This is a genomic window from Schaalia cardiffensis F0333, from assembly GCF_005886435.1.
GTDB classification, from domain to species: domain Bacteria; phylum Actinomycetota; class Actinomycetes; order Actinomycetales; family Actinomycetaceae; genus Pauljensenia; species Pauljensenia cardiffensis.
Genome location: NZ_CP040505.1, coordinates 1,623,381 through 1,645,005, shown reverse-complemented (window position 1 = coordinate 1,645,005; position 21,625 = coordinate 1,623,381). Strand labels below are relative to the sequence as shown.

General features: G+C 61.6%; 16 protein-coding genes. 8 read left to right on the top strand and 8 right to left on the bottom strand.

Features of this window, described 5'->3' with window-relative positions; translation table 11 throughout:
• Positions 1 to 23 precede the first annotated feature (23 nt).
• Positions 24 to 1,865, top strand: a complete 1,842-nt coding sequence (gene metG / locus FFA61_RS06885; RefSeq protein ID WP_005965099.1) for a methionine--tRNA ligase — start codon at positions 24 to 26, stop codon at positions 1,863 to 1,865.
• A 113-nt stretch (positions 1,866 to 1,978) separates the two neighbouring features.
• Here the strand turns inward: metG and FFA61_RS06880 are convergent, their stop codons facing one another.
• The 3 genes from FFA61_RS06880 to FFA61_RS06870 form a co-directional block, all read right to left on the bottom strand.
• Positions 1,979 to 3,412 carry a L,D-transpeptidase family protein gene (locus FFA61_RS06880; RefSeq protein ID WP_005965095.1) on the bottom strand — a complete coding sequence of 478 codons (1,434 nt, stop codon included), beginning with the start codon at positions 3,410 to 3,412 and terminating at the stop codon, positions 1,979 to 1,981.
• A gap of 85 nt (positions 3,413 to 3,497) precedes the next feature.
• Positions 3,498 to 3,968, bottom strand: coding sequence for a hypothetical protein (locus FFA61_RS06875; RefSeq protein ID WP_005965092.1), 471 nt, complete (start codon positions 3,966 to 3,968; stop codon positions 3,498 to 3,500).
• A 72-nt stretch (positions 3,969 to 4,040) separates the two neighbouring features.
• On the bottom strand, positions 4,041 to 5,714 hold the full coding sequence (locus tag FFA61_RS06870) for a PspC domain-containing protein (protein ID WP_005965089.1): 1,674 nt from the start codon (positions 5,712 to 5,714) through the stop codon (positions 4,041 to 4,043).
• A gap of 326 nt (positions 5,715 to 6,040) precedes the next feature.
• On the opposite strand from FFA61_RS06870, the gene FFA61_RS06865 reads away from it, so the two are divergent.
• The 4 genes from FFA61_RS06865 to FFA61_RS06850 all read left to right on the top strand — a co-directional run bounded on the left by FFA61_RS06865 (position 6,041) and on the right by FFA61_RS06850 (position 12,553).
• Positions 6,041 to 7,273 carry an ATP-binding protein gene (locus tag FFA61_RS06865; RefSeq protein WP_005965085.1) on the top strand — a complete coding sequence of 411 codons (1,233 nt, stop codon included), beginning with the start codon at positions 6,041 to 6,043 and terminating at the stop codon, positions 7,271 to 7,273.
• Complete coding sequence (locus FFA61_RS06860) at positions 7,270 to 7,920, top strand: LuxR C-terminal-related transcriptional regulator (protein WP_005965083.1); 651 nt, start codon at positions 7,270 to 7,272, stop codon at positions 7,918 to 7,920. The genes FFA61_RS06865 and FFA61_RS06860 overlap by 4 nt, the downstream gene beginning before the upstream one ends.
• A gap of 111 nt (positions 7,921 to 8,031) precedes the next feature.
• Positions 8,032 to 9,522, top strand: a complete 1,491-nt coding sequence (locus tag FFA61_RS06855) for a DUF1846 domain-containing protein (RefSeq protein WP_005965081.1) — start codon at positions 8,032 to 8,034, stop codon at positions 9,520 to 9,522.
• A 196-nt stretch (positions 9,523 to 9,718) separates the two neighbouring features.
• Entirely contained in the window at positions 9,719 to 12,553 is a 2,835-nt protein-coding gene (locus FFA61_RS06850; RefSeq protein WP_005965078.1) for a UvrD-helicase domain-containing protein, read from the top strand.
• 45 nt (positions 12,554 to 12,598) lie between these two features.
• Here the strand turns inward: FFA61_RS06850 and FFA61_RS09200 are convergent, their stop codons facing one another.
• The 5 genes from FFA61_RS09200 to FFA61_RS06830 form a co-directional block, all read right to left on the bottom strand.
• Positions 12,599 to 13,459, bottom strand: coding sequence for a hypothetical protein (locus FFA61_RS09200; RefSeq protein ID WP_175406559.1), 861 nt, complete (start codon positions 13,457 to 13,459; stop codon positions 12,599 to 12,601).
• Positions 13,460 to 13,468: 9 nt separating this feature from the next.
• The gene (locus FFA61_RS06845) at positions 13,469 to 14,272 is read right to left on the bottom strand and encodes a hypothetical protein (RefSeq protein ID WP_138588774.1); all 804 of its coding nucleotides are present in this window, start codon (positions 14,270 to 14,272) and stop codon (positions 13,469 to 13,471) included.
• Positions 14,273 to 14,281: 9 nt separating this feature from the next.
• On the bottom strand, positions 14,282 to 15,079 hold the full coding sequence (locus FFA61_RS06840) for a hypothetical protein (RefSeq protein ID WP_138588771.1): 798 nt from the start codon (positions 15,077 to 15,079) through the stop codon (positions 14,282 to 14,284).
• Positions 15,076 to 16,059: a type 2 periplasmic-binding domain-containing protein gene (locus FFA61_RS06835; protein WP_005965072.1), complete on the bottom strand. Its 984-nt coding sequence runs from the start codon at positions 16,057 to 16,059 to the stop codon at positions 15,076 to 15,078. Before FFA61_RS06835 ends, FFA61_RS06840 begins: the two co-directional genes overlap by 4 nt.
• A gap of 228 nt (positions 16,060 to 16,287) precedes the next feature.
• Entirely contained in the window at positions 16,288 to 16,581 is a 294-nt protein-coding gene (locus FFA61_RS06830) for a hypothetical protein (protein ID WP_005965069.1), read from the bottom strand.
• Between the two features lie 319 nt (positions 16,582 to 16,900).
• Here FFA61_RS06830 and sucC point away from each other — a divergent pair, with 319 nt between their 5' ends.
• The 3 genes from sucC (at position 16,901) to FFA61_RS06815 (ending at position 21,576) form a co-directional block, all read left to right on the top strand.
• The gene (sucC, locus tag FFA61_RS06825; RefSeq protein ID WP_005965064.1) at positions 16,901 to 18,076 is read left to right on the top strand and encodes an ADP-forming succinate--CoA ligase subunit beta; all 1,176 of its coding nucleotides are present in this window, start codon (positions 16,901 to 16,903) and stop codon (positions 18,074 to 18,076) included.
• Positions 18,077 to 18,096: 20 nt separating this feature from the next.
• The gene (gene sucD, locus FFA61_RS06820; RefSeq protein ID WP_005965061.1) at positions 18,097 to 19,017 is read left to right on the top strand and encodes a succinate--CoA ligase subunit alpha; all 921 of its coding nucleotides are present in this window, start codon (positions 18,097 to 18,099) and stop codon (positions 19,015 to 19,017) included.
• Between the two features lie 570 nt (positions 19,018 to 19,587).
• Positions 19,588 to 21,576: a cell division protein PerM gene (locus FFA61_RS06815; RefSeq protein WP_131247369.1), complete on the top strand. Its 1,989-nt coding sequence runs from the start codon at positions 19,588 to 19,590 to the stop codon at positions 21,574 to 21,576.
• The last annotated feature ends 49 nt before the right edge of the window (positions 21,577 to 21,625 follow it).

Sequence of the window (21,625 nt, the reverse complement as noted above, 5' to 3'; positions counted from 1 at the left end):
GGCGGCGACTAGGCTAGGAGGCTATGAGTCGAATTCTGTCCGCCGTCGCATGGCCCTACGCCAACGGCCCCCGTCATATTGGACACGTTGCCGGATTCGGAGTCCCCTCCGATGTCTTCTCGCGCTACATGCGAATGGCCGGTCATGACGTCCTCATGGTTTCTGGAACCGACGAGCACGGCACGCCAATCCTCGTCGCCGCCGACTCAGAGGGCGTGAGCGCACGTGAACTCGCGGATCGGAACAACCGTCTCATCGTTGAAGACCTTGTCGCCCTCGGCCTGTCCTACGACCTCTTCACGAGGACGACCGCGGGCAACCATTACGCCGTCGTGCAAGACATGTTCCGCACCGTGCGCGACAACGGCTACATGGTCGAACAGGTCACTCGAGCAGCGATCTCACCCTCGACGGGCCGGACCTTGCCCGACCGCTACATCGAAGGCACCTGCCCGATCTGCGGAACCGAGGGCGCTCGCGGAGACCAATGCGACGCCTGCGGCAACCAACTGGACCCGACCGAACTTATCGACCCTCATTCGCGCATCAACGGTGAAACCCCCGAGTTCGTCGAGTCAACCCACTACTTCCTTGACCTTCCCGCCCTCGCTGAAGCCCTGTCCGAGTGGCTTGATGAGCGTGAGAACTCAGGCTCCTGGCGTCCCAATGTCATCAAATTCTCCAAGAACTTCCTTGAGGACATCCGCCCGCGCGCCATGACCCGCGACATCGACTGGGGAATCCCGGTTCCCGGTTGGGAGGATCAACCCTCTAAACGCCTCTACGTGTGGTTCGACGCCGTCATCGGCTACCTTTCGGCCTCAATCGAATGGGCGAGGCGCTCGGGCGACCCCGAGGCCTGGCGCAAGTGGTGGAACGACCCCCAGGCCCTGTCCTACTACTTCATGGGCAAGGACAATATTGTTTTCCACTCGCAGATCTGGCCGGCTGAGATGCTCGGCTACAACGGTCAAGGAGCACAGGGCGGAAAACCCGGTGAGCTCGGCGTCCTCAATCTCCCCACAGAGGTCGTCTCCTCCGAGTTCCTCACCATGGAGGGAAAGAAGTTCTCCTCCTCCCACGGCATCGTCATCTACGTGCGCGACATGCTCGCCCGCTACCAGGCGGATGCGCTCCGCTACTTCATCTCCGCCGCAGGACCCGAGACCTCCGACGCGGACTTCACGTGGGCGGAGTTCCTGCGTCGCACCAATGGTGAGCTCGTCGCAGGCTGGGGTAACCTCGTGAACCGCACGGCCTCAATGATCGCGAAGAAGTTCGGCGAAATCCCCGCCCCCGGCCCCCTCCAGGACATTGATCGGGCGCTCCTCGACGAGGTCGGCGCAGGTTTCGACACCGTCGGCGATCTGATTCGCCACCACCGTCAAAAGGCCGCGCTCGCCGAGGCGATGCGCCTAGTCGGCGAGGCAAACAAGTACGTCACTGAGACCGCGCCCTTCAAACTCAAGGCCCCTGAGGAGCGTGAGCGCCTCGCGACGGTCTTGCACACTCTGGCGCAGGCTGTAACGGACCTCAACCTCATGCTCTCCCCTTTCCTTCCCCACGCTGCGAACGACATCGACACAGTCATGGGTGGGCAGGGGAAGATCGCCCCGATGCCGCGCATTGAAGAAGTTGAGGAACTCAATCCCGAGGTCTTGCCAGCCGCCTTCGAAGGGCGAAGCGGCTACCCGATCATCACGGGCGACTACACCTGCGCCCCGACCTGGGAGCGTCACGAGATTGAAGTCGGCACCCCCATCGCCAAGCCGACGCCGGTGTTCGTCAAACTCGATGAGAGCATCGTCGAAGAAGAACTCGCCCGCTACGCGGATTCGGTTCCAGACGATGTGACGGGCGCCTGAGACCCTAGGACCCTAGCTCGATGGACCCTAGCTTGAAGGCGGGGCTGCAGTGGTGACTGCAGCCCCGCCTTGCGGGTTTGAGCCGCTCGGCGGCTCAGAGAAGAACTGTTCTCTCAGTAGTGGCTCGCGACGGGAGTACCGATCGTCGCCCAGGTGTAGACCTCGTGCGCGGCCCCGACTGGCAGATTCACGCAGCCGTGCGAGCCGCCCACAGATCCGCGTCCGAAGCTCGACACCCAAGGAGCGCCGTGCATCGCGTAGGAGCCCGTGAAGTAGGAGACCCAGGGGACATCGCGTGCACAGTACGGCCAATCAGGAGTACACCCCATGTCCTGGCTCGCATACTGCAGGTACACGTGGAACAGGCCCGTAACGGTCTCATGACCTGGCGCCCCGTGATTGATCGCAAAGGGGCCAATCACGGGAGTCTGCCCCTCATAGCCGGTGAGACGATTTGCTGACAGATCAATGTCAATCCACTTCTCGCCCTCTGCCATCGGGTATGCGTAACCCTCGTATCCGGCCATCACCTGACGAGTCTCGCGAGTGGGTTCGACCTTGTCGTAGTTGAAAGTCGCGCTGTAGGACTCGCCCTTACTCACAGCGTCGAAGAGGGCGGAAGCGATGTCAGAAACATTATTCGCAGCCAGTCCGCTCTTACCGGGATAAGCCTCCTCAACGAGGACGTTGCCCGCCGAATCCACATTGTCGTAGATCGGAATAGGAGCGACGTTCGTCTTCTGAGCGATCTGCTCCACCCAGTCGTTGACGGCGTGAGAATCAAGGGCGGCTTTGGCCGTCTCATCGGGAATCTTCGGCAGGCTCACCCAAGCGGTTTTCTCAAGCGCAGTCGCCGTGAAAGTGTCGATCCCATCCCCGAGCTTCACCTCAGGAGCGATCAGGCTGTTCGCAGCATCGGCGACTTTCTGCGCCTCATCCGTTGTCGCTTGAGGATCGTGTTCCTTCACCTCAACACTGACCGAGGTTGAGCTAAGAGTTGAGAGCGCAGTGTCGATCGCCTGCTCGAGAGGCGAGGCCTCGATGGACAAGCCCGAAGAACCCTGCGTGACCTTGAACGTCCCATCCGCATCAGCGAAGACCCCAGCATTCACGGGGGCGGGCCCCTGACTTTCAGAGAGTCGCTGAGTGAAACGGGTAAAGGCCTCGGAATCCTTGGTGACGACCGGTTCGATCGAGTTCGATGAGAACAAAGCCGTAAACCTGGCGAGCACATGATCTGAACGCTCAAGAGCGGCGCGAGCGGTCGCGTCCTCGTCAATTGAGACACCCAGGTCGGCAAGGGACGCCTGAGCAGAAGAAGACCCGACCGTAATGTTGATCTTCGTCTGGTTTTCAAGATCGGCGACGAGAGAGGCGATCGCGCTCTCTTTCATGCCGGAAAGCGAATGGCCCGCAATAGCCGTGTTCGGCAGGGCCCTGTCGGAGAAGGAATACGCATAAGCGCCCGATGCTCCGACAATGAGCGTGAGCACCCCGAGGGTGCAGAAGAGCAGGACCTTGCGTCGAGTCGAAAATGTCTGTGTCATCGGAGTCCATCTTAGGGAAAGACCAAGTCTTCGGGAAGCGCAAGAAAAGTGGCCTCTTGCCCATTTTCAGGCAGAATCTGGCTCGTCAATCACCCTTTCTCTTCGCTTCGCGACCGACTGCGAAGGCCGCCACGATCAGGGAGACTCCCAGGAGCGCCACCAGAGCGATGAAGAATAGGGGCAGGTTCTCAAGCTCGAGGAAAGGCAGGGCCATGAGGAAAACCGAGGTCAGCATGATGATGCACGCCCACACGAGTTGTCCGACTCGAATGGAAGTCGCGCCCGTCGGCGAGGTCTTCGGCGCATCGGCCACGGTCCATACCTTCGGCTTTTGAGGATCACTGGGCCTTTGAGAATCAGCGAGGTGATCTTTCCCACCTGTCCCGTTCAAAGAGGCGGGAGAGGATGTTTCAGAGGCCGGAGGCTCCTGTACGGGCATCTCTTGGGTGGGGGTGTCTCGCGTCTCTGGGGTCTTGTGCTCATCGTTCACGCGGATCTGCGAGTTTGCGTCATCAGTGGGATTCGAGCTTCGAGCGGGGGTACTCATCTCGTTCATCTCAAGCTCCTAAAAGGAATAAGGGGAGGAAACAGTTCAACAGTTCAAAGGACAGTTCAGAGGGGTGCCGATTCACAATGAACTCGGAGCAAGCTGGGGCTTTGGGGCCGCCGACTGAGGTGCCTCGGTTCCAGACTGCGGAACCGGTGAAGACTGGGAGCTCTCAGGCGCAGGCGAAGACTCTTCATAGGCGAAGGTCAAGAGGTCTTGTGGGATGCGAACCGTGATCCCTTCATCCTTCGTCCATGTCGGTGAAACAGCGCTGACCTGTTCTTCACTGCCGTCAAGCTTCGCGCAGGCTTTGAGCGCATCCGCCCAGCCATTGTTTAGACCATCGGCGTAGGAGGTTGATACTCCTTCGACCATGCCATTGCAGATGAAACGGATGGGCTGGTCTTTTCGTGCCTTCACTGTGAGGGTCACGAGAGAATCATCCACGCTGATCTCCTTGGAGACTCCCGCGGGCGCATCCCTGAGATCGAGGACGACGAAGCCGGAAGAATCAGAGGGAATCTCATTGACCTTCCAATCGAAGTGATCAGAGACGAGAGCGTCACTCGGGAAGTTCAAGGGGGGATGATCCTCACTCGCCAAGAGACCCACGAGAGTTGTCGGCCAGGCGAGGAAGAAGCCGAGCAGGGACAAAGCGATGAGCCAGCCTGCGCCCCGATCTTTGAAGGACGCGTAGGCGAGGGCGAGGCCCACGATGAAAAGGGAGATTCCCGCGCCGATGAGGCCCGAACGGATCTGAGCCTCCGGGTTGCCGATACGGGAGAAATAGAACATCGTGGCGAAGGTCGCGGCGATTGAGAGGAGCACGAGCCCCGTGATGACGAGGTTGAAACCTTTGCTCACCGTTTTGAACACGACGCGTGGCGGGCGCGTCCACGCCGAGGGGGAATGAGAGGAGGCGACAAGAGGAGAAGGGCCTACTGGCATGTGCGATGAGGAATAGGGCACCTGAGGAGACGAGGGGTCTGTGTTCTGGGCAGTGGGGGGTGAGGACAGAGGATTCCCTTGAACGCCGGGCTCGGCTCCACTGCTGTGTGGGACTGAGGGGGCCTGAAAGAACGGTACATCCGAGGCACCCGGTGCGCGAGCACTCCCAGGAGCGGGGAAGGAGGTCCCGGGGGAGGCAGAAGTAGGCGGAGTCCACGCGGGTCCACTCTGCGGCGTCCAGCCTGAAGAAACGGGCCGGGTGGGAGAGGAGTGAGGCTGGGAGGAACGCGAAGCGAGGACCACGGCGAGGACCACGAGTGCCAACAGCAGCATCCCGAGGCCCATGAGCAGACTCACGAGAACCGATGCGGGGCCGAAGAGCTCGAATCCGATCGTCGGCCCAAAACCGGCGCCCAAGAGGATGAAGAGGAGCACTCCGAGGTGAGCAATGTCGAATCGCCCCTTGGTGAGTTCCTCGAAGTGGATCCGCCCATCGCGTTCTTCTGGGAGCAGAGCCCAGGCGAGCGCATAGAACACCAAGACGAAGGGGAAGAAGAGCGCCGCGACCACAGTGATTCCGCGAACGAGGGCGAGATCCCAAGCGCTTCTGGCGGATACACCCGCACAGACTCCGCCAATGGTGCGAAGCTCAGGGCGGTACCATCCTGAGCGGCGAATCGAATCGAAGAAGCCTGAAGGGCGAGGGGAAGGTGCCCCAGGGGGAGGGGCCTGGAATTGTTGCCCGCCGAAGTGATCACCTGTGGGATGAGAGTTCGGCGTACTGGAGTAATTGAAGCCGTTGTTCATGACATCAACTCTCCTCCCGCAGCTGCGCGGAGAAAATGGGGTACGGCCCTGATCCTCCCCTGAATGGTCCCGTAGGAGCCCCTGCTTCGCACTCGGGTCGTGAGACGATGAGTTCCGTGAACGCCCCGATCTCCCCCTCCTCTTTGAGGTGGGTTCCGCCCTCCTCGGAGGGGAGGCCCTCTGCGCCCACCGGGGGAGGTGGAATGAACCCGAACCCGGGGATATACACAGCACAACCCCAGGAATGGGCGCCCTTCCCCTCTCGCAGGCTCCGCCCACCGCTACGGCGCGCGACTGGTGCCTCCAGCGAACGGGCAACCCCGTGGATGGCGGGAGTCTGCTCGGGCATCGCCTTACACGCGGGTGTGCGCGTATCCCTCGTGCGGTGGAGCTTCGTTGTCCTCTCTGCGCTCGGCGGTGCAGGAGTCCTGCTGTACCTATGGCTGTGGGTCATGGTGCCAAAAGACAGCGGTGAGCTACATGGCATCGGCACTACAGTCCTCTCACGCGGACTCGAAGCGATCGACTTGAAACGGATGCGCCTCACCGTGCGCAATCAACTTCTCGGCGCGGGCATCCTTCTCATCCTCATCGCCCTCGGGGTGGTGATCCTCAGCCGCGCCGGCTTCGCGTCCATTAGGGATATCGCCGCCACGCTATCAATCGTTCTCGGCATTGGCCTCGTGTGGAGCCAAGCCGGCGCTCTCGAGCAGTGGCGCTCCATCAGATTCCTCGCGAGCATCATCTCCGGCGTCATTCTCCTCTCCCTCGGGATCCTCCTCTTCGTCGCCCGAGGGGATCCTCCGATCATCCTTTTGCGCGGCGGCCTCATCGGGGCGGTCATCGTCGCGGGCGTCCTCTTCGCACTCGCGCCCCTGTGGCTGAGAACCTCGAAGGATCTTTCCGCATCACAAGCCCAGCAGGTTCGTGACGCTGAAAGAGCGGATATTGCTGCCCACCTGCACGACTCCGTCCTCCAAACCCTCACTCTCATCCGCGCCTCGGCTGAAGATCCGAAAAGAGTACGGGCCCTGGCGCTCAGTGAAGAGCGTGAGCTGCGCTCCTGGCTCTACACCGGCCGCTCGGAGGCGGCGAGTTCACTTGCCGAAGCAGTGCGCCAAAGCGTTGGCGCCCTCGAAAGCAAATTCGGCGTGCCCGTTGAAGTCGTCACCGTCTCCGACGTGGAACCCGGGCCAGCTGAACTCGCCCTCGTCGCAGCCCTTGGGGAAGCAGTCACCAATGCGCTGCGCCACGGGAGCCCCCCGGTCTCCGTTTACCTCGAAGCGCGCGCGGAGAAGATTGAGGCCTTCATCAAAGATTGCGGAAACGGATTCGATCTTGACTCCATCCCCCACGACCGGCACGGAGTGCGCGACTCCATCATTGGCAGAATGGAAAGAGTCGGAGGAAAAGCGCACATCCGCGTCCGCTCATCGGGCACGGAGATCGCCCTCGAAGTGCCCAGGAAAGCCGAAAACATCCCGCGCGACGCCCCGAATATCACGCACGACGCCTCGAATATCCCGCACGGCGTCCCCAACACCCAAGGAGCATCATGACGATCCGACTCGTAGTGATCGACGATCACCCGATGGTGCGCGCAGGCGTGCGCAGCGAACTCGAACACTCCGGTGCCGACCTCGTCATTGTTGGCGAAGCCGCCGACGTCGAGGGCGCGGTCGCTGCCTGCCACGAACTCAAACCCGATGTTGCACTCCTCGACGTGCACCTGCCCGGAGGACGGGGAGGGGGAGGCGCTGAAGTGTCCGCCCGCTGCCAAGATATCGAGGGACTGTGCTTCCTCGCCCTGTCCGTTTCGGACTCTCCCGAGGACGTCGTTCAGGTCATCCGATCCGGCGCTCGCGGCTACGTGACGAAATCGATCTCCACCCCCGAACTCGTCGAAGCGATCCAACGCGTCGCATCGGGAGACGCCGCCTTCAGCCCCAGGCTCGCGGGCTTCGTCCTCGACGCATTCGGCACGGGGCAAGTCGCCATCGGAGACAACGAACTCGACCTCCTATCCGCACGCGAACAGGAAGTCATGAGGCTCATCGCCCGCGGCTACACCTACAAAGAAGTCGGCAACGAGCTGTTCATCTCCGTCAAGACCGTGGAGACGCATGTGTCAGCGGTGCTGCGTAAACTCCAGCTGTCCAACCGCAATGAACTGACCCGTTGGGCGATGCAAAGGCACATCGTGTGACGGTGAAACAGTGTGTGACGCTCCGAACCTCAAGCGGCTAGGACAGGAGTGCAAGTGCCGATACGATGGAGAGCCGAGCGGGGAACGATCCCAGCAAGGACGGAGACCTTCGTGCACCGGATCGGTTTCGATCGAGACAAGTACATCCAACTACAGTCCCAGCACATCGCCGAGCGTCGCGCCCAATTCGGCGGGAAGCTCTACCTCGAGTTCGGCGGCAAACTCATTGACGATATGCACGCCGCCCGAGTACTCCCCGGATTCACTCCCGATAACAAGCTCGTCATGCTCCGCGAACTTGCCGAGGACGTGGAAATCATTGTCGTCGTCAACGCGAAGGACTTCCAACGTCGCAAAATGCGCGCAGACCTGGGCACCACCTACGAGGACGAAGTCCTGCGCCAGATCGATGCCTTTGACGACTACGGACTCTACGTCGGTTCAGTCGTCATCACCCAGTGGACCGACGACAATCGCGAAGCGAAAGCCGTCAAACGCCGTTTCGAGCGCCTCGGGATCCGCGTCTACCGCCACTTCCCGATCCCGGGATACCCGAATGATGTTGCACGCATCGTCTCCGATCAGGGCCTGGGACGCAACGACTATGTGGAGACGAGTCACGACCTCGTCGTCGTCACCGCCCCCGGACCCGGGTCTGGCAAGATGGCGACCTGCCTCTCCCAGCTTTACCACGACCACAAGCGGGGCATCTCCTCGGGCTACGCGAAGTGGGAGACCTTCCCGATCTGGAACCTCCCCATTGATCATCCCGTGAACGTCGCCTACGAGGCCGCGACCGCCGACCTCGACGATGTCAATATGATCGACCCCTTCCATCTTGCCGCCCACGGCGTCCAGACGGTCAACTACAACCGCGATGTTGAGATCTTCCCCGTCCTCAACCGCCTCTTCACTCAGATTCTCGGAGAATCGCCCTATCAGAGCCCCACGGACATGGGTGTCAATATGGCGGGACTGTCGATCTGCGACGACGAGGCCTGCCAAGACGCTTCAAAACAGGAAGTGATCCGCCGCTACTACAAGGCGCTTGTCACTGAGAAGAAGGAACTCGCCGAGCCCCTCCAGTCGGGACGCATCGCCTTGCTCATGAGCAAGCTCTCCATTACTGGCGAAGATCGTCCGGTCGTGGCGCCCTGCAGGAAAATGGCGAAGGCGACGAAGGCTCCGGCTGCGGCGGTCGAACTGGCTGATGGGCGGATCATCCTGGGTAAGACCTCACCCCTTTTGGGTTGTTCTTCAGCGATGCTCCTCAACGCGCTCAAAGCTCTTGCGGGAATCGACCCAGAGATCGACCTGCTGGCGAGAGAGGCGATCGAACCGATCCAATGCCTTAAGACCGGCCACCTCGGTTCGCGTAACCCTCGCCTCCACACTGATGAGGTCCTTATCGCGCTCGCGGTCTCCGCTTCCACCGATGAGAATGCTCGCGCCGCCTTCGACAGGCTCGGTGAGCTCAAGGGCTGTGATGTTCACACCTCCACGATCCTCGGTTCTGTTGACGAGGGGATTTTCCGTTCACTTGGCATTCAGGTGACGAACGAGCCCGTGTATGCGACGAAGTCCCTCTACCGGAAGAAGTGACGCTTTTGTCAGTGTGACACTCCCTAAAAGGGGAGGCTTGGGCTGGGCGGCGGGAAGACGAGCTCTTGGGCTGTCTGTGTTCGGCGCTGCGTCAACGCAAAGCATGCTGTGCCGTGAAGGAGCACGGGGTCGCGTATCCCAGTGGTGGAGGTCGCGTACCCCAAACGATGGAGCCTTGTCTTAGGCTGGTGGGGTCATGACCGATTTCAGTGCACTTCCCGACCTCGGACCGATCGACGCCCCTTTGTGGGACCCCGCCAATGGGGACCTGCCCCTGTGGGACCCGACCGCCGGTGACCCGAGCGAACCCGAATCCGAGCCCACTGAGCCCGGAGCCTACGACCCCGCAGCTCTCGCAGCCGCGATCCCCGCTGACATCCCGCCGGTCTGGGACGAGGACGAGTACCTGAGCGTGTCCGAGCGCTCTGTTCCCGAGGCTTCGCGCACTGCCCCCTCCGCCTACGAGCAGGCCACGTTTTCGTCTCCAGGGCGAACCATGCCCTCAGCTCACGAGCAAGCCACGTCCTCGCAGATGAGAGCGGAAGCGCTCCTCAAAGGGCTCAATGAGCAACAGGCACAGGCTGTCGTGCACGAGGGGGCGCCGCTCCTCATCATGGCGGGGGCAGGTTCGGGCAAGACTCGGGTCCTCACCCACCGCATCGCCCATCTTCTGGCGACCGGCCGAGCCCGCCCTGGAGAGATCCTCGCAATCACCTTCACGAACAAGGCCGCAGCGGAAATGCGTGAGCGCGTGGCCGCCCTCGTCGGCCCCTCAGCGTCGAGAATATGGGTATCGACCTTCCACTCCGCGTGCGTGCGCATCCTGCGCTCCGAGCATAAGGCCGCAGGGCTTCGCTCAACCTTCACGATCTACGATGCGCAGGATTCGCAGCGCCTCATCCAGATCATCCTCAAAGCCGCAAACGTCGACATTAAGCGCTTCACTGCGAAGATGATCGCCGCGAAGATCTCCGACCTGAAGAACGAACTCATCACAGCGCGCAAATTTGCTGACACGGCTGCGAACGACCCGATCTCCACGGTCGTCGCCGACACCTACCTGGAATATTCGAAGCGCATGCGCGAGTCGAACGCCCTCGACTTCGACGACCTCATCATGAGGACCGTTGAGCTTTTCGCGGGCAATCCCCCGCTCGCCGAGCATTACCACAGGCGCTTTCGCCACATCCTCGTCGACGAGTACCAGGACACGAACCATGCGCAATACGTGCTGGTTCGCCTCCTCACCGGTGACGGCACCGACGGGGTTGCGCCCGCCGAACTGACCGTCGTCGGTGATTCTGACCAGTCGATCTACGCTTTCAGGGGCGCTTCGATCCGCAACATTGAAGAGTTCGAACGCGACTTCCCCGGTGCGAGGACGATCCTGCTCGAGCAGAACTATCGCTCGACCCAGAACATCCTCTCCGCCGCGAATGCGGTGATCGCGAAGAACGAGGGACGCCGCCCCAAGAACCTGTGGACCGCTTCAGGTGAAGGCGCACGGATCGTCATGGATGCCGCCGATTCTGAACACGACGAAGCCCGCTTCGTCATCGCCGAAATCGACCGCCTGCACGATGCGGACACCGAATGGGGCGATGTCGCGGTCTTCTACCGGACGAACGCCCAATCGCGGGCCCTCGAAGAACTCCTCGTCCGTCAAGGCATCCCCTACCGGGTTATCGGCGGCACCCGCTTCTACGAGCGCAAGGAGATCAAGGATGCGCTCGCCTATTTGCAGGCTGTCTCCAATCCGGATGACACCGTCGCCTTGCGCAGGGTCCTCAATGTGCCCCGCCGCGGTATCGGGGCGAAAGCGGAAGCGGCTCTCGTCGCCCACGCGGAGCGCCACGGCATTTCCTTCGGACAGGCAATCGCCGACGTCTGGGAGGAACAGGGGCGCCCCGAGGGCGAGGGCGAGGGCATCGAGTGGAATCTCGCCACGCCTGCCGGGGCGGGGGAAGTGGCAAGCTCTGCCGAGGCGAGGGATGCAGGGAGCTCTGCTGGGGCGGGTGATGGCGCCCTGCAAGGAGACAAGCCCATGCGCCGAGCGGTCCTGGGACTCTCACCAAGGGCAGCCACATCCATTGCGGGCTTTTGGGGTCTCCTCGAAGCCGCCCGCCGCGCAGACCAGGCAGGAATCGGTCCCGCCGAAATCCTCGAAGAGATCCTCGATAAGACCGGATACCTCGCACAATTGCGAAAATCGGAAGACCCGCAGGACGCCTCGAGAGTCGAGAACCTTGCAGAACTCCACTCAGTTGCGAAGGACTTCAGGACCGCCAACCCGAAGGGCGATCTCGCCGCCTTCCTTGAACGGGTCGCCCTCGTCGCGGACTCGGACCAAGTGCCCTCGGAGGATCAGCGCTTAGGCGAGGTGACTCTCATGACCGTGCACACGGCGAAGGGCCTGGAGTTCCCGACCGTCTTCGTCACAGGCATGGAGGACGGCACCTTCCCCCATCAGCGTTCTCTTTCTGATCCTGGGGAACTCGAAGAAGAACGACGCCTGGCATATGTGGCGATCACTCGCGCCAGAGAGCGCCTCTACCTGACTCGCGCGGCCGTGCGCTCGGCTTGGGGCACCCCCCAGGAGATGGCCCCCTCGCGCTTCCTCGACGATATTCCCGCTGCCCTGTGCGAGGTTCGGCGCGCCCACAGCTCGCAGGACCGCCTGCGCGCTCTGAGCTCTTCTTCCGCGACATCGTGGCGCTCACCCTCGCGCTCGAAGGATCCTTGGGGGGACGAGGACGGCCCAGTGTTCGGGTCAGGACGAGGAAACGGCGCGAAGATCATGGGTGTGCGGACCGGGAAAACCATTCGCCTCGGCGCACAGACTCCGAAGATCAAGGCCGATTGTCCGGCGCTCGAACTGAAAATCGGGGATCGTGTGCGCCACGCGACCCTCGGAGTGGGCTCCGTCATCGGAGTGGAGGGCCAAGGGCCCCGGATGATCGCTCGCGTTCAATTTGGCCAGGCGGAGAAGCGCCTCCTCGTGCGGATGGCTCCGATGGAGAAAATTGACTGAAACTCCTCGGTTTTCACGGGGATTCTTTGAGGCGTGAGTGTGGCGTTACTCCTGAGACTCGCCCTGCCCGAGGGCGTTGTCGTGTGGTGGGTCTTCTTCGTGTTCTTGTGGTGGTGGGTTGGTGTTGTTGTGTGGGGGTGGGAGGAGGTCGTGTGGGTTGGTGGGGTGGAGTTGGAGGTAGGTGTGGGGGTTGGTGAGGAGTGTGTCGGGGGTGTTGAAGGTGAGGGTGAGGTCGATGGTGTGTCCGGGGGTGAGGGTGGTGTGGGCGAGGTTGGAGCTTGTCCAGTCGAGGGTGGCGCGGATGGTGGTGGGGCCGCTGGGGAGGGGGAAGGTGCGGGTTTGGCCGTTCCAGATGCGTCCGATGGGGGTGGTGTTTGCGGTGATGAGGATGGAGCGTAGGGCGGAGTTGTACCAGCACCAGGGGCGGGTGATGCGTAGGAGTGTGGGGGTGGGGGTGTTTGTGTGTGTGGTTGTGGTGGGGTGGGTGGCGATGTGGAGGTCGTGGGGCAGTTGTGTGGTGTTGTCGGGTTGTGGGTGTCGGGCTTTGCGGCGTTTTGCGTGGTATTCGGGGTAAGCCCACTTAGGTAAAGGGATCCCGAAAAAATATATGACCACGGCGGAGATTGCTGCGACTACGCTTGTTAGGAGAGAGATGATCTTAATCGCTGCTCCTAGAGTTGTTTCGTAAATCCCTGTCGGTTCGATCAAGATCATGAGCGCGCCCACGGTGAATCCAAGGCTCCCGAGGGGGAAGATTGCGGCGATCACCTCGCGGCCGAAAAGATTTCCGAACATGAGCACTGTGCGGCCGAGTGTGGTGTCGGTGAACATCGCCAAGGCCCACATTGTCCAACCAAGTGCGGCGAGCAGAACGCCTCCTGTCAAGCCATCAGTTTGCATGCTCATCTCATCCCATTAGTCGATGCCAGAGATCGTGTTGTTGTGTGGGGGTGGGAGGAGGTCGTGTGGGTTGGTGGGGTGGAGTTGGAGGTAGGTGTGGGGGTTGGTGAGGAGTGTGTCGGGGGTGTTGAAGGTGAGGGTGAGGTCGATGGTGTGTCCGGGGGTGAGGGTGGTGTGGGCGAGGTTGGAGCTTGTCCAGTCGAGGGTGGCGCGGATGGTGGTGGGGCCGCTGGGGAGGGGGAAGGTGCGGGTTTGGCCGTTCCAGATGCGTCCGATGGGGGTGGTGTTTGCGGTGATGAGGATGGAGCGTAGGGCGGAGTTGTACCAGCACCAGGGGCGGGTGATGCGTAGGAGTGTGGGGGTGGGGGTGTTTGTGTGTGTGGTTGTGGTGGGGTGGGTGGCGATGTGGAGGTCGTGGGGCAGTTGTGTGGTGTTGTCGGGTTGTGGGTGTCGGGCTTTGCGGCGTTTTGCGTGGTATTCGGGGTAAGCCCACTTAGGTAAAGGGATCCCGAAAAAATATATGACCACGGCGGAGATTGCTGCGACTACGCTTGTTAGGAGAGAGATGATCTTAATCGCTGCTCCTAGAGTTGTTTCGTAAATCCCTGTCGGTTCGATCAAGATCATGAGCGCGCCCACGGTGAATCCAAGGCTCCCGAGGGGGAAGATTGCGGCGATCACCTCGCGGCCGAAAAGATTTCCGAACATGAGCACTGTGCGGCCGAGTGTGGTGTCGGTGAACATCGCCAAGGCCCACATTGTCCAACCAAGTGCGGCGAGCAGAACGCCTCCTGTCAAGCCATCAGTTTGCATGCTCATCTCATCCCATTAGTCGATGCCAGAGATCGTGTTGTTGTGTGGGGGTGGGAGGAGGTCGTGTGGGTTGGTGGGGTGGAGTTGGAGGTAGGTGTGGGGGTTGGTGAGGAGTGTGTCGGGGGTGTTGAAGGTGAGGGTGAGGTCGATGGTGTGTCCGGGGGTGAGGGTGGTGTGGGCGAGGTTGGAGCTTGTCCAGTCGAGGGTGGCGCGGATGGTGGTGGGGCCGCTGGGGAGGGGGAAGGTGCGGGTTTGGCCGTTCCAGATGCGTCCGATGGGGGTGGTGTTTGCGGTGATGAGGATGGAGCGTAGGGCGGAGTTGTACCAGCACCAGGGGCGGGTGATGCGTAGGAGTGTGGGGGTGGGGGTGTTTGTGTGTGTGGTTGTGGTGGGGTGGGTGGCGATGTGGAGGTCGTGGGGCAGTTGTGTGGTGTTGTCGGGTTGTGGGTGTCGGGCTTTGCGGCGTTTTGCGTGGTATTCGGGGTAAGCCCACTTAGGTAAAGGGATATCGAAGAAAAATATCGCCAGTCCGACACTACATGAGACTAGAAAGAGAAGGGCAAAAATGGCGACCAGCACTGTGCCTGGAGTTGTTTCATAAAACCCTGTCGGCTCGATCAAGATTCCAATGATGGCCGTTGTAAACGCAAATGCTGTCAGGGGGAAGAGCGCGGCGATCATTCCGCGGCCGAAAAGATTCCCGATCATGTTAGTTGTGCGGCCGAGTGTGGTGTCGGTGAACATCGCCAAGGCCCACATGAGCCATATTGCTGCTGTGAAGATCACTCCTTCGAGCAGTTCTGATCCTGTCATGAGTCCCCCCTTCTTTGGCCGAAGAGAAAAGGAGTAATGGATTGGTCAACTTCATTGGCGAGCGTTTTCCCGAAGGCCTTTCCCTCCTCTCCGACCTTCTCAGCCCCATGAACGAAGCCTGCACCAATCCCAATGGGACCGCAAGAGAACCCCGCAATGGCACCTCCGGCTCCTCCGAGAGATTCGCCGATGAATTCAAAGACACTCTCAACGGCTCCATGAGTGGCGGCGCGCGCGAACTTCTCCTCACGGGTCAGATCAGGATCGATCGAATCTTCACGGGCTTGGGCATAAGTGTTGTCGACAACGGAGGCGGCAGTAAGGATCCCCCCAATGATGCTGGCATCCCTGAGGACGGTCCGCCCCGCCCGAAGGGCTCGTCCAGTAGCAGAAGCCTCCCCAGCAACCGCGACTCTGTTCGCGAAATCGATCCTTTGGCCCAATTCCCGCACACGTGATGACCAGCGTCCCACAGCCGTTGAATTATTCGCGGCGCGCGCCGCCTTGAACTCATCAATGAGACGGGACAGGTCCTCCGGTGGCTCTGAACGATTGATGATCTCGCGCATACGGGCCCGTCGGGCGACAGTATCAGGCGACAGGAACGTCACCCCAGGAAGAGCAGCCGTCGCCCACGCAGCCTCAATCCCTATGCTACGTGCCGCGATGAGGGTGCGCTGCACCTCCTCGGCGGCTTCCCCAGCCTCAGTGGGGAGCATCTGCGCGTCCTTACAGGCCTCGGCGAACTCGGCATGTGCTGTTTGCTCTGCACGGCGCAGTTCCGCAACCAGCGCAGACAAATCATCGAACTTGCGACGCTTCACATCATGATCAAGGTCGGAGGAAGAAGGAGACTGGACAATCCCATTGATTACGCGTAGTTCCCATGCTTCTGCCTCCTCAAGAACGTCATACAAGCCCAACTCGACGAACGCCAAATCCTCAGCCAAAATCTCAAGTCCAATGATGAACAACGTCATCCGTTGAGAAAGCGATTCAACAACTTGCGTTTGGGCTTGCACAGAATAGCGAATCGCAGCAACAGTAGCCCCGCTCAAGGTCTCAACAAGTGAGGAAAGGACCGCATTCAGGCACTCCTGAGCATCAAGAAGCTTCACCAGTTCGGATTTCAGTGAAGTCGCACAAGCGGTAGGCGAGTTCGGCGCTACCCTCACACGACAATCCACGATTCCACTCATCGCACACCCTCACGCATCGAAGGCCGTCAACTCGGACACCATTCCCGACCGGATCTGCTCCTCAAGATCCTCGAAGGAATTCGCTGCCGCGATCATCGAACTCGCAATCGTGTCAACGACGAGCGCGCAGTCAGGAATATCGCTTTCAAGACCCTGAAGAACGGCACGAGCCGGAGAGGAAGAAGGACCTAAGTCCGGGGCGGCCTCGAGTCGCACACTCTTGAGGGAGGAATACGCATCATCCACCAGTCGAGTGCGCTCCCGAAGAAGATCGGTCCACATACTGAGGAGCTCCGCGCTCATTTCAGCCCCTAACTCATCGAAGATCGCCTCGATGCTACCTCAGGGAATCACAAGGGTTCTCTTGCGATCCGCGAGGTGTGGATGGATGCCTCAGGCTGTCCTCTTTCACGCGATCCCGGGTTGTTCAGACACTCCGGTGATGGGAGTCAACGCAACTGTTCCCAAAGGGTGCCCCGTCCTCGTCCTCGTGGAGATCTTGATCCCCCAAGATGAAAGATAGGACGTAATGCCTAGATGCTTGTAGGCTGAACCTGGATTTTTCGACGTCGAGAAATCCCAATCGGCCTTCGCACGCCGACCATCAGGAAGGAAACTCGAGGTGGATCTGTACGAATACCAAGCCCGAGACTTGTTCCGTCGACACGGGGTACCCGTCTTACCCGACCGCGTCGCCACCAGCCCCGAAGAAGCCCGCAACGCTGCACAGGCCCTTCTTGCCGAAGGAGCCGAACTCCTCGTCGTCAAAGCCCAAGTCAAAACCGGCGGACGAGGCAAAGCCGGCGGCGTCAAGCTCGCCCGAACCCCCGAAGAAGCAGCAGAAAAGGCACAGGCGATCCTCGGCTTAGACATCAAGGGCCACATCGTCGAAACCCTCCTCATCGCCTCCGGCGCCGACATCGCCGAGGAATACTACTTCTCAATCCTCCTCGACCGTTCGAAGCGCCGCCATCTCGCGCTGTGCTCCAAAGAAGGAGGGATGGACATTGAAACCCTCGCGAAGGAACGCCCCGAAGCGCTCGCGAAAGTCGCCCTCGACCCTCTCAGCGGCATTGACGACACGATCGCCCGCGAAATCCTCCACGAGGCCGGTTTCGCGCCCGAACGTGCAGACAGGATCGCCCCCGTCCTCGTCAAACTCTGGGAGGTCTTCACACAAGAGGACGCGACCCTCGTCGAAGTAAACCCTCTCGTCCTGGCGACTGACGGGAGCCTCTGGGCCGTCGACGGGAAAGTCACGCTCGACGACAACGCGCGATTCCGCCACCCCGACCACGAAGCCCTCGTCGACGTGAAAACCCAGGATCCGCGCGAAGCAGCGGCGAAGGCCGCTGGCCTGAATTACGTTCGCCTCGAAGGAGAAGTCGGCATCATCGGCAACGGGGCGGGCCTCGTCATGTCAACCCTCGACGTCGTCGCGATAGCCGGTGAAGACCTAGGTGTCAGACCCGCGAACTTCCTCGACATCGGCGGCGGAGCATCAGCGCAAGTCATGGCGAAAGGACTCGAAGTGATCCTCGGAGACGAGCAGGTCCGCTCCGTCTTCGTCAACGTCTTCGGAGGAATCACCGCCTGCGACGCCGTCGCGAACGGGATCCTCGAAGCACTCGAAGTCCTCGGAGATCAGGCCGCCAAGCCGATCGTCGTCAGACTCGACGGCAACAAGGTCGAAGAGGGACGAGCGATCATCTCTGCGGCGAATCACCCGCTCATCCACATGGTCGAGACGATGGACGAGGCGGCCCGCACCGCCGCCGAACTCGCAGCAGCGAAGTGACTGGGAAGGACTGAAGAACAATGACGATCTTCCTCGACTCGGACTCCCTGGTCCTCGTACAGGGAATGACCGGTGCTGAAGGACGCAAACACACCCGCCGCATGCTCAGCGCGGGAACACGAATCGTCGGCGGAGTCAACCCCCGCAAGGCAGGCACCACCCTCACCTTCGAGGTCGAAGGCTACGGGCCCGCCGCCCAACGCGTGAGAAACGGGGACGTGGAGGTCCCCGTATTCGGCACCGTCGCCGAAGGCATGGCCGCAACCGGCGCGAACACCACCGTGATCTTCGTGCCACCGGCTTTCGCGAAGGATGCCGCCCTTGAAGCGATCGACGCGGGCATCCAGACGATCGTCGTCATCACCGAGGGAATCCCCGTCGCCGATGCGACCGTCTTCGTCAACCGTGCTCTTGAAGCGGGCGTACGCCTGATCGGCCCGAATTGCCCCGGAATCATCAGCCCCGGACAATCCAATGTCGGCATTACGCCAGCGGACATCACAGGTCCGGGTCGTATCGGCCTCGTGTCGAAGTCGGGCACGCTCACCTACCAGCTCATGTACGAGCTCCGCGATATCGGTTTCACCACCTGCCTCGGGATCGGCGGGGACCCCGTCGTGGGCACCACCCACATCGACGCCCTCGAAGCCTTCGAAGCCGATCCTGACACCGAACTCGTCGTCATGATTGGCGAGATCGGCGGCGACGCGGAAGAACGCGCGGCCGCGTGGATCGCCGAGCATATGACGAAGCCCGTCGTCGGCTACGTCGCCGGATTCACCGCCCCCGAAGGCAAAACCATGGGGCACGCGGGCGCGATCGTGTCCGGTTCTTCAGGAACAGCTGCGGCGAAAGCAGAAGCTCTTGAGGCTGTCGGTGTGAAGGTCGGGCGTACGCCCTCGCAAACCGCGGCTCTGGCGCGCCAAATCCTGCAGGGCTGAGAGGGGCTGGGGAGCCTGGGCCGGCCTGGGCTGAGTGCCTGGGGTGGGCCTGGGCTGGGAGCCGGGGCTTGGGAGAGTGTAGGTCGGGCACAAGTCGGACGATAGGCGGGGTGAAACGTGGAATTCGCCTCGTGTGGAGGCTTTGACGCGTTCTAAGGTCCGACTTGTGGCCCGCTCCGGCCCTGCCGGGCTTGGGTTGGGGTTTGGGTTGCTGCGCGCCTGGGCCGGGCTGGGAGCCGGGGCTTGGGAGAGTGTAGGTCGGGCACAAGTCGGACGATGGGCGGGGTGAAACGTGGAATTCGCCCCGTGAGGAGGCTTTGACGCGTTCTAAGGTCCGACTTGTGGCCAGCCCCGCCCCGCCCAGCCGCGTCCGGCCTTGACCGCCACACCTCCGGCCCTGCCCAGCCCCCGCCGGGTCACCCCAGCCCTTCTTCTCCTCCCTTCCCACCCCAATCTGAAGAAGCCCGGCGCTGCGCGCTCCGCCCAGCCCCCGGCGTACGCGACCATGGGGGTGATATGAACGAGACCCCTTCCCCCAGGCCACAGCCCCGCACACTCACGACCACATACGTGGCCCCGCGACAACGGACCCGCCTGGAACTGCCCGACGGGTGGGCCCGGGTCGGCCTCAGTGCGATCGAGACGATCTTCATGACCTGGGCTGTGACGACCGCCGCCTCCGTCGCCGCCTTCGCGACGGTCGCCTCGAACCCGTGGATGGGCGAGGCCACCTGGGATCAGGCCCTCCATGCGGGCTCAGACCTCCTCGCCCTCGTCTTAGGGGCGCCACTCCATCTGGGCGGGATCGCCTACCGGGCGACACCGACCCTTGTCGGAGTGCTCCTCGTCCTCGTCCTGCGTCTGCTTTTACGTCAGAGCGCCGAATTTTCTGCGGCATCCCAATGGTGCTCGGTGCCCGCCTTCGCTCTGTCCGCGTTCGTGATCGTGGGGACGAGCGCTGAGCATGCGCGCTGGTGGGAGGCAGCCCCCGGGGCCCTCCTGATTCCCGGGATCGCCGCAGCTTGGGCCGCTTTCGACGTGAGCGACAACCCTTGGGAGGTGTTGCGCGTCCCCAGCGTTATCCGCGAAGGCGTGAAAGCGGGATCGTGGCTCCTCATCTGTGTTCTTGCCTTGTCCGTTGTGCTTTCGGTGCTCGCCGTCGCGACGCATTGGGACCAGATCCGCCAGATTCACGCGCTCCTTCTCGCCGACTCGACCTTCGCGAACATCCTCGTGGTGCTCGCCCAGCTCTGTTATCTCCCGAGCGTGCTCGCGTGGAGTCTGGCGTGGATCCTCGGGCCCGGCGTCTACGTCGGAGTGGATGCCCTGCATTCTCCCGCTTCTGCGCCGACACTGCCGATTCCCGCCATCCCCCTTCTAGGGGCTTTGCCGACTTCGACGCCGGACTATTGGACGATCCTCGCGCCGATTGGTATCGGTATTGCAGTGGGTGCCTGGTGGGGGAGGAAGCACACTCGCGCAAGTCTTCGCGAGCAGTGCTACGTCGCCGCTTCGGGAATTGGGGTGCTCACGCTCGTGGGTTTCGTGTGGTTCGCGAGTTCGATTTTGGTTCTGGGTGATACTCGTTTGACCCATGTCGGCCCTCCGCTTTTCCCGGTCGTCCTGACTCTGATCTTCGAATTCGGGGGTGGTTTCTTTGCGGGGATGGTCGGCGTTCATCCGCGCAGCGTTTGGTGGGCGCGCTCCCAGTGGGCGATTTCGCGCAACCAGCCCGTGCCCGAGCCCCCGGTTTTCCCGATTCCCATTGACGAGGAAGGGGCCCCCGCGTCTTCTTCGAGGACAGTTGCAGGGGATTCTTCTCTGGAGGACTTGCTTATGGGGGACTCGTCTGTGGGGGACTCCTCCGAAGGTGAGGATGATTCTGAGACTGGCTCTTTCGGCGAAGGACACTTGGCTCAGGGCGGGGAGCACGTGAATGAGGCTGGGAGGCCCCTGGCCGAAGACGGAGAGTACTCGAAGGAGGGCGGGGAACGCGCGACGGGTGCTCTGGAAGCGCATGAGAACAGTGCGGGCCTTGACAGTCCGGGTGAGGACAACGGCGACTCTGGTGAGCAGCACAGCTTTGCGGATCACGCCGAGGAGCGCGGTGACGAGGACGGTGACTTCCGCGCTGACGAGGACGGTAAATACCGCATGAACGATGGTGAGGGTGAGGCCGCTGAGTACCGCAGCGAGGTCGGCGAGGACCTCCTTGACACGGGCGAGCATCGCGCCAAGGGCGCAACGGGCGCAGAAAGCACAGAAGACGTTACAGAGAAGGGCCACGACAGGGCCTCATCCCGAGCACGGGCTCAAGTGACAGCCTCCGAACAAGGCCAAACTGAGTCCGGGGACTCCTCTCATGCCGAGCGTCCGATTCCCAAAGCCCCGGTCCCGGTGAGCGTTGAAGAACTCCTCGGGACGACTCAGCATGTCGTTCCGAGCGTGAAATCACCGGCCGAACAGCTCGCCGAAACGGTTGAAATCGCTGAACTTTCAAGAAGCGCAGTGCACGCTGAATCAGCGCACGCTGAGGGCACGCAGGAGGAAGAGGACTGAAAGTGCCTCCACAGTTCCACTGAGGAGCTTGAACCAACACCTGCCGGTT